The 11,625-nt window shown below is 42.6% G+C and carries 11 protein-coding genes and 1 pseudogene; 4 read left to right on the plus strand and 8 right to left on the minus strand.

The window, feature by feature from the left end:
* Nucleotides 1–548: 548 nt before the first annotated feature.
* Nucleotides 549–908: an NAD(P)H-quinone oxidoreductase subunit M gene (locus V7K35_RS08335; protein ID WP_335077938.1), complete on the minus strand. Its 360-nt coding sequence runs from the start codon at nucleotides 906–908 to the stop codon at nucleotides 549–551.
* An 890-nt stretch (nucleotides 909–1,798) separates the two neighbouring features.
* Here V7K35_RS08335 and V7K35_RS08340 point away from each other — a divergent pair.
* The gene (locus V7K35_RS08340) at nucleotides 1,799–2,083 is read left to right on the plus strand and encodes an Npun_R1517 family heterocyst differentiation transcriptional regulator (protein WP_335077940.1); all 285 of its coding nucleotides are present in this window, start codon (nucleotides 1,799–1,801) and stop codon (nucleotides 2,081–2,083) included.
* Nucleotides 2,084–2,925: 842 nt separating this feature from the next.
* Here V7K35_RS08340 and V7K35_RS08345 read toward each other — a convergent pair.
* The 6 genes and pseudogenes from V7K35_RS08345 to ctpB form a co-directional block, all read right to left on the minus strand.
* Entirely contained in the window at nucleotides 2,926–3,621 is a 696-nt protein-coding gene (locus tag V7K35_RS08345; RefSeq protein WP_273766533.1) for a response regulator transcription factor, read from the minus strand.
* On the minus strand, nucleotides 3,622–3,885 hold the full coding sequence (locus tag V7K35_RS08350; protein WP_335077984.1) for a WD40 repeat domain-containing protein: 264 nt from the start codon (nucleotides 3,883–3,885) through the stop codon (nucleotides 3,622–3,624). It abuts the gene before it with no gap.
* Nucleotides 3,886–3,894: 9 nt separating this feature from the next.
* Nucleotides 3,895–4,110: a WD40 repeat domain-containing protein gene (locus V7K35_RS08355; protein ID WP_335077986.1), complete on the minus strand. Its 216-nt coding sequence runs from the start codon at nucleotides 4,108–4,110 to the stop codon at nucleotides 3,895–3,897.
* Nucleotides 4,108–4,185: pseudogene (locus V7K35_RS08360) on the minus strand (hypothetical protein); the annotation flags it as partial. The pseudogene V7K35_RS08360 and the gene V7K35_RS08355, both read right to left, overlap by 3 nt.
* A gap of 103 nt (nucleotides 4,186–4,288) precedes the next feature.
* On the minus strand, nucleotides 4,289–5,278 hold the full coding sequence (locus tag V7K35_RS08365; protein ID WP_335077942.1) for a glycosyltransferase: 990 nt from the start codon (nucleotides 5,276–5,278) through the stop codon (nucleotides 4,289–4,291).
* Nucleotides 5,279–5,410: 132 nt separating this feature from the next.
* Nucleotides 5,411–6,751 carry a carboxyl-terminal processing protease CtpB gene (gene ctpB / locus V7K35_RS08370; protein ID WP_335077944.1) on the minus strand — a complete coding sequence of 447 codons (1,341 nt, stop codon included), beginning with the start codon at nucleotides 6,749–6,751 and terminating at the stop codon, nucleotides 5,411–5,413.
* A gap of 309 nt (nucleotides 6,752–7,060) precedes the next feature.
* Between ctpB and V7K35_RS08375 the strand changes: the two genes are divergently transcribed.
* A complete protein-coding gene (locus V7K35_RS08375; protein ID WP_335077946.1) occupies nucleotides 7,061–7,786 on the plus strand; it encodes a YdcF family protein in 726 nt (241 codons plus the stop codon).
* Between the two features lie 129 nt (nucleotides 7,787–7,915).
* On the opposite strand, the gene V7K35_RS08380 is transcribed toward V7K35_RS08375, so the two are convergent.
* A complete protein-coding gene (locus V7K35_RS08380; RefSeq protein ID WP_335077948.1) occupies nucleotides 7,916–9,118 on the minus strand; it encodes a 3-dehydroquinate synthase in 1,203 nt (400 codons plus the stop codon).
* A 574-nt stretch (nucleotides 9,119–9,692) separates the two neighbouring features.
* Between V7K35_RS08380 and V7K35_RS08385 the strand changes: the two genes are divergently transcribed.
* Nucleotides 9,693–10,589, plus strand: coding sequence for an EboA family metabolite traffic protein (locus V7K35_RS08385; protein ID WP_335077950.1), 897 nt, complete (start codon nucleotides 9,693–9,695; stop codon nucleotides 10,587–10,589).
* Nucleotides 10,590–10,657: 68 nt separating this feature from the next.
* Nucleotides 10,658–11,566, plus strand: coding sequence for a TatD family hydrolase (locus V7K35_RS08390; protein WP_335077952.1), 909 nt, complete (start codon nucleotides 10,658–10,660; stop codon nucleotides 11,564–11,566).
* The last annotated feature ends 59 nt before the right edge of the window (nucleotides 11,567–11,625 follow it).

Genomic DNA, 11,625 nt, shown 5'->3' on the forward strand with positions numbered 1-11,625 from the left:
CTCTATCGCCAAAGCAACTAACTCCAACCCTGTTACCAAAGCATAACCCAAGCATAACTGCGCTATTTGCTTTTGCTGAATTACCCGATCATCAAGAAGCAGATGATGTTGGTATTTATTTAGTTTATAAGTAGGATAGCAACAATTAACTTTAATTAAGAATTAAGAATAGCAAATATAATAATTTTGGCAAAAGTACCGGACGAATCAAGAAAACCTCACTTATATTTCTCTCTCCTACCAGGAGGAGCCACTGCGTTAGGCAGCCAGCGCTCTGGAGAGGGGGTTTCCACCCCACTTGACGGCAGTTGCTTCAAGATAGTCGAAGAAACCGCAAAGGCGCACTGCCTCCTTTATGCCAACCCGTCCACCGCAGTGGCTCCCCATGAGCCACTGGCGTCCGGCGAGCCACTCGTGGCGTCAGAGATTTGAATTTTCTCCCTTAGAGCGTTGGGAAGGGGGTTAGGGGGCTAGGTTTTTTGTGGGCTTTTCCAGATGACCTATTGTCAAAAGGGTTCAGCCAGTCAGCCTGCTACTAACTCATTCGCTTATTTTTTGTCGTTAATTGCAACTTGGGGGACTCCCATGCTGTAGTTGGTAACGCGGGCAGAAAGATTGTAGCTGAGTTCGCCGAGTTGTAGGAGCGATCGCAGATAATGCTCTAAATCTGACCCCACACGGCGCAAGTTATAGTCTGTGAGGTCTGCGCCACTAGATGCTTCTACTAGTTCATCAAATTTTCGATAAACTTTTTGCAGCGCATCTTCATTCCAGTTAAATTCGTTATCTGGGTCAATATCTAACGTTAAGACCTGTTGACTGGGAATCAGTTCGCCATCCCGGTCAATTTCGCCTGCAAAAATGCGGACATGCCGGGTTGTGGACTTGAGCAGCATCGGGTTAGCCATAAAAGGGTGTAAGATTTGGGTGGATTACACTGAAATTATTGTAGCCGCTATCTCTGAGCTTGAATGCTCTCAATTTACAAGCTTTGAACGCAGTTTCAAAAGGGTATATTGAATGGGCATAAGTAAAAATATCACCTGTACTGACTAATTTACTACTTTTGTTAGGAGTTGAAGACGCAGTTAGCTGTTAGTACTGACAGTAGTCCAATTATTTTCCTGTAAAAATTATTGGAGAGAGTGTTTTCATTTGAGGTATACAAACAAGTCAAAGCGGTCTACTAATCTTACCTACTGCTAAGATTTTTGTACTCCTCAAGCCCAAAAGCCAGTAGGGAAAAGCACTCACCAGGAATAATTTGATCTGTGTACGTTTTTTTATGGAGAACAAAAGTTTTTACCTTGATAATTATGCTCATCAATTTTTTCGGAATTTTCTATTGCAAAAAACGTACATCAAGTAATTTTACTGAATAGCGCTACATCCACCTCTGGCTTTAGTAAATTCAAAAAAATTAAGCGGTTTTACTTACGTATAAACACCAAAATTAGAGTAACAAGTAAACATATTATTGACGCTAACATAAAGTTGATGTAAAAACCTTTAAAAAGGTTGCACAACTTCTTACAGAAACTTTATTGTGTAGAATCTTAAAAACTGAATAATAGTTATGGCTTACCATAAGTTACATCTGGCACAGTTACATCAAAATCTAGACAGTGAAAATTTAGCTTGTAAATACAGCACAGGAGAGTGAAATGGAATACAAAGGTGATTGATGAAGAAAAATTCTTAATTCAAGCACTTTGGATTCAAAAGAGATATAAAGAATTTTTGCTTACCATCTACCTCCTTACCCTCATGACAACCAAGTAAAGGAATCTCAATAGCTATGAACTCCAAAGTATTACCACGCCAGATAAATAATCTTGAAGTAGGTGTTTATGAGTGCGAAATCCATCTCAAATTCCGGTTGATTGAGGAAAAGAGTCTATTAGGCGATCGCGAACAACTCTTACAGGTGCTACTTGATGCCTTGACTGTGGGTTCGGACGACTTTCTAGAGACGTTACAAGCATCCGTTAAAGCGCAGGAAGTGTCTGAATTCAAAGCCTCACCTCAAATGCGACGCCAGCTAATGCGCTTGCGTAATGCTGCCGAAAGCACTCAAGATTAAGGGTATAATTTAACTAGTGAAAAAACATGAGTTGGACATCAAATCAAATGTTGATCTCACACCCCAGTTGCAATAAAAACTAATCAGTAAGTAGAATTCATAAAATATTATGATTTCTACTTTGTGAAAGTCTTATTTAGCAGCACAAAGTCTCAGGAACAGTTTCCTTTATTAAAAACTTTGTAGCAAAGGGTACTGGTAGAATCAGAGAGCAAATTCAGCCGGGTGCATTTTACCGAGTTTTTATCAAAACATTGCAGGAATAACAAAACCCTGTGTCTTTACAGATGGAAAATTGGACAACAGGCGCGAATCCAATGAAAACCTAAAAGACCAAAGTAAAAATAAATAACCTTTCTTTTAGCTTTTTACTTTAGCTAAGTGCCTGATTTGCTGAAATACGTATGTTTTATCTATTACTGGTAATAGGTGACAGTTTAGCAGCCAGTTACCTATTACCAATTACCTACAGTCAAAAAACCTCTAAGAGGTTTTGCCAGGCAAAATTGTCCCTCTCTGAGTTCCAGAGGTACAGACTTGAACTAAAGTTAAAGGCAGCGAGAGGTTCGTCGAACTTACGTTGACGAAGTGGACGCGGGGAATACCAGAAGCGGGACGTAAGAAAAAAAAGGACAAGGGGAGCAAAAAAGATGAGGGAGTGGGGGAGAAGATTAATAACCAATGACACCAGTTGCGTCTCCTGTCGGAGTTGCTACGCGAACAACGGATAGCGTCCCTTGCGCGTCCGGTAGAGAAGCGTAGCGAGTCAGACGCTACGCGCAGTCGCTAACGCAACGCTTACGAGCGTCGGGAACCTCCGCAACGCACTGGCTCCTCAATGTCTATTTAGCCAGACCGTGTTCTAGAGCAAAACGAACTAACTCTGTACGGCTATTGGTGCCAGTTTTACTAAATAAGCGGCTGACGTACTTTTCTACATTGCGGACGCTGGTTTCCAAACGACGGGCGATTTCTTTGTTCATCAACCCTTCAGCGACCAAGTTTAAAACACTTTGTTCTCTGGGAGTCAAATCAATTTTGAAAGGGGCTGGCGATTGGGAAATGGCATTTCTTTGAGTTAACAATGCCTTAATTTGGGCAATCTGATTGGCTAGTTCAGCAAGATCGGGGGTTTCAGCGTCATCTCCGGTAGTTGCGGCCTTAGCGGCGCGGCGGGCTAGTAAATTTTCGACTATAGCCACTAACTCGTCTGGATCGAAGGGTTTGGGTAGATAGGCGTCAACGCCAGCATGATAGCCTTGGATGCGATCGCCTGTCATACCCTTAGCAGTTAAAAATACTACCGGGAGTGCTTGGAAGCGGGGGTCTTCTCGCAGTTGCTTCAGGAACTGATAGCCATCCACCTGGGGCATCATGACATCAGAAATCACCAAATCAGGTGTATTCATCTGCATCCATTCCCAACCTTCAAGGGCGTTACTGGCGACTTGAACGCTGAAACCGCTCTCTTGCAAATAGTCTTTCACGGCTTCCCGTATCCCTGGTTCATCATCCACCAGTAACAATTGTGCTGACATTTAAAATTCCCTTGAGTTTACCTTTTTCCAATTTAGCGAAAGTTGACATGTATTGAACAATCTGAATTCATCTCTACGTTTAACTATCTTTTCATAGCTACTGCTGATCAGAGTTTTGCCGTCTGGGCTAAAAGCGATCGCCAGCACACAACCAGGATGTCCCGGCAATGTTTGCAGACATTCACCAGAATGCACATCCCAAATCTTTACTGTGCGGTCATAGCTGCCACTAGCAAGGAAGTTACTATCTGGACTGAATGCGATCGCCCAGACCTAACTACCATGACCATACAAGGTTTTGAGGCATTGTCCTGTATGGGGACTCCAGAGTTTAATGGTGCGATCGGCACTAGCGCTAGCTAGGAATTGCCTATCGGGACTGAAAGCAACACTGAAGACACGATTGCTGTGTCCGTGGAGTACACGAAAAGGCTGGAGGTCAACTTTTAAACGTTGTGGAGCATTCAGGTTGACATCCCAAAGTTTGATTGTCTGGTCTTCATGTCCACTGGCTAGTAAGTTTTGTTGCCAACTGTGGGCGATCGCGTAAATAATATTGCTATGCCCTGTAAAATTGACTTTTTTACGTTGAACTCAGGTTAAAAATGAGCAATTATATTGCTCATTACGAACCGCGCAAAACTCATTACACAGACTACTAGTATTTTTACAGCCGATCAATTATCTTGGCATTCTCTGGCAGCTTGGCGTTTCGTTGCCCAGCAGTCCGCGCTCTAGCAGTAAATAGACCAATAGGAGTATTTAATAAATCTACAAGGGTAGCTTGAGCCGCGATGCCTGCGGCGGGCTGCGCCAACGCCTTTTTAATACTCCTTGGTACTTCTTTCAATAACCAGCGTCCTAAACGATAGCCGCATTCTTGGGGTGTCATATCTCGCATCAAATCTACACCGTGCAGTTCGTGTAGATAGCGATTTGAGCGTCCATAGCGCCGCCATTGACTTTGCAGTTCTTTAAGTGTGGCGCGGTGGCGATGCCCAACGATCGCATTTGCGGCAAATTCCAAACGCCCGATGTTTTCCCCCAAAATCCGCCAGCAAATGTCTGCATCGCCACCAGTGGTAAGATAGGGACGAAATAAACCCGCTTTTTCTAAGGCAATGCGTCGAATCGCCAAATTGGCGGTTTGACCATAGGGACGAAAGGAATGGGCAAGGGTATGCTTTTGCGACAAAGTTTCTTGACGGTCTGCGTGTTGTTCTAGCAAAGTTGTGCCTGGTAATGCCAAAATTTCACCAGGGACAATTACCACTTCTGAGTTGACAAAAGGCTGAATTAATGCATCTAACCATTGCGGTTGCGGACGGCAATCAGCATCGGTAAAAACTATAATTTCGCCTACAGCGGCGCGAATCCCAGTATTGCGAGCAGCATAAGAGCTTTGAATTTGGTTTTCGCTCAATGGGTGAATTGTAATTGGGCAATTTTCAGCAGATGTTTTGAGAATGGTGAGAGTGCGATCGCTACTGTTATTATCCACCAACAAGTATTCTACCCGGTCTTTTGGGTAGGTTTGAGACAACAGACAATTGATTAACTCTGGTAAATCTGTCTCACCGTTATAAATAGGAACAACCACCGACACCATTGGTAAAAAGCTGGTGGCGGTGGTTGCATCAACTGGCTGATGATTCATAAATCTGAAATTTTGGAGATGGGATTAGTAGCTAGTATTCCCAATCCAAAATCCTAGAACGGTATATCAAGCAGTTTTCATAACTCCAAAAATTTGGATTTGGGAATGACGTAAGATGAATTTTTGTTTTAGCTAAAATTTCAGGTTATCAGCGCTGCTCATGGGTCGAGTGGGTTGAGTTGCTGGTGGCCGGGCAAAGTTGTTACTTGATAGAATTGTGATCGCCCGGGCATATTGCGGATCACTCTTAGTTCCGATTAAATCTGGATTAGAAGCCAACTGACGCTCTTGCGCCTCTGTCAAGTCTAGCTTGATATCTGGCGTAATCCCTTTATGGTTAATATCCGTTCCCGCAGGGGTGTAGTAATGGGCAATGGTAACTGCCAAGCCGGAACCATCTGCGAGTTTATGAACTGACTGGACTAAGGCTTTACCAAAGGTTTGACCACCTACAACTACCGCCCGCTTATTATCCTTGAGTGCCCCTGTGAGGATTTCGCTAGCACTAGCTGAATTTCCATCTACTAATACCGCCAAGGGACGATTTGTCAGAGAAGTGCGATTGGCTTTAGTTTCTTCACTGCTGCCCACACGGTCTACTGTCTTGACAATCGCGCCGTTATCATACCACATCCGGGCAATTTCAATGCTCGCGTTCAACAACCCGCCAGGATTTCCCCGCAAATCCAAGACATAAGAATCTACTTTCTTATTGTTCAAATCGCGGATGGCTCGTTGCATTTGATCTGCGGCGTGGGCGCTAAATTCCCGCAAACGAATATAGCCAACGCGGCGATTCCCTTCTTGCCTAAGGGTATAACGTACTGTTGGCACTTCAATCCTTGCCCTTGTCAGCTTCAAATCAAAGGCATTTAGCCCTGTCCGTCCCACCCGTAGCTTGATGGGAGTACCCACTTGGCCACGAATTAACTTGGAAGCATCATCCACTTTCATTTTGAGAGTGGGTTTGCTATCAATTGCCAAAATTTCATCGCCTGCTTTGATCCCAGCTTTCAGTGCTGGAGAATTTTCTATGGCTTCGACAACAGTGAGCCGCTGAGTTTTTTGGTTCACTTCCATCCGAATGCCAATGCCAGAGACTTCCCCATCTGTTTGGCTAGTCAGGGCTTCAAACTGTTTGGGGTCCATAAATCGAGTGTAAGGATCTCCCAACTTTTGTAAAGCTTCGCGGATGGCAGTATAAGCTTCTTCCCGAGTAGAATAGTCTTTGCTCAACAGGCTTTGTCTGGTTGCTTGCCAATCTTGTTGATTAAATTTGGCATCAACATATTCACGATTTACCACTTGCCAAACTTGGTCAACTATCACTTTCGGGCTGTCTTGTAGGGCTAGAGCAGCACGGACACCACGAGTCCAAACGGGGCCGAACACAGACATAGTAGCAGTAGTGGCGATCGCTCCACCAATCAAGGCTACTTGGAGCGGCGAGTAACTTTTCGGAGATTTGTTCATGTATATTAGCTGGAATAATTGTGTTTTTGACAGTTTAGCAATCAGGCTTTCCAGAAAATTTTAAGTTTTTATACCCCAAACTAAGCTATGCTTCCTTCATCATTTTTATCGTTGAATGATGCCGAAAATACTGCATTATTAACAACCATTTCTCGGTTTGTTAGCCTTCTCCGGAAGGCTCTTCTGACCATGTGACACTTTGATTAGCGTCATGTTTACACTTATTCATTACTTTTACAAGATAGCACTTTGTTCACTCAATTGCAGCACTGTTAGATAGTCATTAAATCAGCTTTTATTACCTAAGTCATGAAACGCAAATTTACCATCAAATCGTTAATTTCTATTAAAAAAATTTTTGCTAAACCGTGGCAATTATTACAAAAGCTAACTGGCGGATTGTCCGTTGTCCTGGGTGCTTGGCTGATTTTTACTACTATAACCTTAGTTTTTGCTTCTTCGCAGCCAGTAGATACCTTCTTTGTACTTGGTGGCAGTATTCATCGAGAAACTTATATTGCCCAACAAGCAAAACAATACCCGCAAACCCCAATTTTAATTTCTCATGGTTCTCCAGACCCCTGTATATGGTTAATTTTTCAGGCAGAATTAGCAGGGTTACAAAACGTTTGGTTAGAAAAGTGCGCGAATTCTACATTTGAAAATTTTTATTATGGTATACCGATTCTGCGGCGTTGGGGAGTGCATAAAGTCATGTTGATTACCTCGCCAAGTCACTTACCCAGAGCTAAATGGATGGCACAGATTCTTTTGGGCGCTCATGGTATTTGGGTAGAGACAGAGATTGTTCAGGAGTTGGGTGTTCCTGGTAATCGTGAATCTTGGCCCAAAACTGGATTAGATTTAACACGCAGCCTATTTTGGGCGATTGTAAGTCAAATTATTCAACCGCAATGCTCGAATGTGACAAAGCTTACCCAAGTAGATATGCAAGCTTGGAAGAATCGAGGTTTTCATTGTGAACACCAAGTGGCGTGGGTTAAGGAGATAACAGATGAGAGTTCCAAACTATAGACCCCGATCACATCCAGGTGAAATATTACTTAAAGATTTTCTAGACCCAATGGGAATAATTTTATCTATGTCTGGTACGACTGCCTTCGTCGATTGGCAGGCATTCAGCTGATTGCATCCAAATGAGAATTAATGCGAAAGTTCACAATCTTGCAATATCAAAATAGCATCTCTATACAAAGACAAATCCACCTGATGAACTTCTATTCCCTGTCCGATTCCTTGTAGAAGGGTGATTGTCAATTTTCCTCCCAAGTGTTCACGGAACTCGGTAAGCCCCCTAAATAGACAATGGGGATGGTCTAATTGATCTAATTGCTCTGTCAACGCTGATACGTACAAGGTAAAACCTAATTTCTTCAGTGTACTTATAACCTTTTGCCACTCAGATTGTAAGAGTTGCCCTGTTAAATATGAATAGGTCGTATCTAAAGCAATGCCAATCGCTACAGCTTCACCGTGACGTAGGCTGTAATTAGTTAAAAGCTCCAGTTTGTGAGCAGCCCAGTGTCCAAAATCCAAAGGACGCGATGAACCCATTTCAAAGGGGTCGCCGCTACCAGCAATATGCTCTAAATGCAATTGAGAACAGCGATAGATCAGCCTTTCCATGATGTCCATGTCTCGATTAGCCAATTTCTCGGCATTAGTCATAATGAAGTCGAAGAAATCTGCATCTTTAATCAACGCTACTTTCACTGCTTCTGCAATACCCGATCGCCAATCTCGATCGTCAAGGCTAGTAAGAAAATCAAAGTCATTCAAGACAGCATAAGGTGGCATGAATGTACCCAAAAAGTTTTTCTTGCCAAAGGCATTAATTCCGTTCTTTACCCCTACACCTGAATCGTTTTGCCCTAGTACTGTTGTCGGTACTCGTAATAACCGAATTCCTCGGTGAGCCGTTGTTGCTGCGTATCCTACCATGTCTAAGACGGCTCCACCTCCAATTGCTAAGACGTAGGAGTGACGGCACAATCCAGTTGCATTGATCCGTTGATGAATTTGCTCTATAAATCTAGAATCGTTCTTGACTACTTCTCCACCCGGAACTACTATCGGCTCACCGCTCAGTGTTAGTACATCTTCATAATACTGGGCATAGACTGATAATTCTTTGAGTAACCCATCCTGGTACTGTAAAAATCCTGCATCTACCACCGCTAACACTTGTTTTGGGGTTGTCCCCCCATCCGCGGCAATCACTTGTGCCAGTAAAGGATTATCTAACTGAAACAAACCTCTAGTGAAGTGAACATCATAATTGAAGGTCACACTGACACATTGGTTAATTGGTTGCAGATCAAGAACATTTTTTTGTTGAATAGCCATTTGAATATTATTACTTTTTAACTACTTGTAAATTGATGCACTACTGCAATTATGCTTAACAGTAAATTAAACCCAATAAATCTATTGTAGGACTTACGCAAAAATTGCCAAAAAGCTTAATTTGTCGAACCGCCAAGACGCCAAGAGCGCCGAGAATTTGTAGAGTGTGCGTAAGTCCTACATTGATAACTTTAACTTTCAAATAATTTGCTAGACCAATTTAGCTACTCAATCAATCATACTTTTAAAGTTTATTCACTTTAATATAGAAAGTTTAAAATAATATGATTTCATAATTTTATTGATGTTTAGTTTTTATATATAAAATTGACAATAGATATCATGATTACATAATATTTTAATTTTTTTCCGTATGATAATTCGATGATTTATCTAATCAAAATGATATCTTTACAGTATCTTATTTAAAATCGGGAGATTTTTATAGTTTCAGTGAAGTTATGATCTCAGTAGTATATTATCTAGCTACCTCAATCACAAAATATCAAGTTTAGTGCTAGATTTTATACTTAGTTGTCACAAAAAAGTTGGGCAACTTCTCCTGAAATTCATCATGAGTAAAGTAAACAAATTACTGCATCACTGGCTGTTAAAATCTGTTTCAGAGAAAGCTTTTGCTTGGCTGGAACAGAAGCAGGCACAAATTGCTAGCGGCGCTGCTGAGAGAGTGTTTTTCACGGCATTTAGTGCTGTACCGCGTTATTTAGGCAAACAGGATTTGCAGCTAACATTCCAGGACTTGGAAGCAGCACAGGATGTGATTCCCGGTTGGTATCCTGGTCATTGGAGTGTAGATCAAGCAGGTCGTACACTCTTGCTTTTAGCGTTGCCCCACGATGATGCCCAGGGGTATGTGCGATCGCTTGATCAAGTCTTCTCCACTGCCGATATGGGGGAGTTAGTTGTCCTTTATCAAAGTTTGCCGCTATTACCATATCCAGATTTACATCGCCATCGTACTGCTGAGGGAATTCGCAGCAATATGAGTAATGTATTCCAAGCGATAGCACTACGTAACCCTTATCCAGCGGATTATTTAGATAATGCTGCTTGGAATCAGATGGTGCTGAAGGCTGTGTTTGTCGGCAGTCCGTTGCATCTAATTTGGGGTCTGGATCGGCGTGCTAACCCAGAATTGGCGAGGATGTTGGCAAACTATGCCCATGAACGTTGGGCAGCTAAACGCTCAGTTACACCAGAACTTTGGCGACCGGTAGGGCGGTTTGCGGATAGCGCAATCATCACAGATTTGGAAAAAGTACTGGCTAATGGGGATATAGACGAACAACAAGCAGCAGCGTTAGCTTGCGCCCAATCGCCTTTACCCCAAGCAGAAGCATTACTTTCCCGTTACCCAGATTTACAGTCATCCATTCAACAAGGTAATCTGACTTGGAGTAGTTTTAGCCGCGATGCCTGCGGCGGGCTGCGCGATCGCCTCTTTGTTTAAAAATGAAAGGGACTGAGTTTTCCAAGTACCTAATCCCTAATAAAATTTATTACTCATTAAACCCCACCATGATGTTTATCGATCCTCACATTCACATGTGTTCCCGTACTACTTACGATTACTTAGTAATGCGAGAATATGGAATTGTTGCCGTTATTGAACCAGCCTTTTGGTTAGGACAACCTCGAACCAACGCTGGCACATTCAAAGACTACTTCAGTAGTCTTGTGGGCTGGGAACGGTTTCGTGCTAGTCAGTTTGGCATCCAACACTATTGCACAATTGGTCTAAATCCGAAAGAAGCTAACAATCAAGCGCTAGCAGCAGAAGTTATAGAACTGTTACCACTTTATGCTTGTAAAGAGGGAGTTGTTGCCATTGGCGAAATTGGCTACGACGATATGACAGAAGCAGAAGATAAATACTTTTGTCAACAGTTAGCATTAGCCAAAGAACTCGATATGTTAGTGCTAATTCATACCCCTCACCGCAATAAAAAAGCAGGTGCTAGTCAGAGTATGGATCGCTGCATTGAATATGGCTTAGATCCCTCACAAGTAATTATTGATCACAACAATGAGGAAACTGTTGAGGAAGTATTAGGACGGGGCTTTTGGGCAGCTTTCACGATTTACCCACAGACGAAGATGGGTAACGCCAGGATGGTAGAAGTTGTCCGCAAGTATGGACGCGATCGCATCATTGTAGATAGTAGCGCTGATTGGGGTATTAGCGATCCTTTAGCAGTCCCAAAAACTGCTCAGTTGATGTTAGATAGGGGCATTCCTGAAGAACATGTGCGAGCAGTTTGTTATGAAAATGCCCTAGCTGCTTACAGTCAAACTGGGCAGATGAAAGCATCAGACTGGCTCAATCCCCAATCTGTTGATCAGCGTCAGATGTTCAGTGGTAATTCTGTATTGCGGGGACAGGAACCAGGAATCAAATCAGTTTCAGATTATGTGTTGATTGAGTAGAAAATTGGGAGTGGGGAGTGGGGAAGAGGAATTACATAAATATCTGATTCATCTATAAT

Origin of the sequence: Nostoc sp. (genome assembly GCF_036917275.1) — a bacterium.
GTDB lineage: Bacteria > Cyanobacteriota > Cyanobacteriia > Cyanobacteriales > Nostocaceae > Nostoc.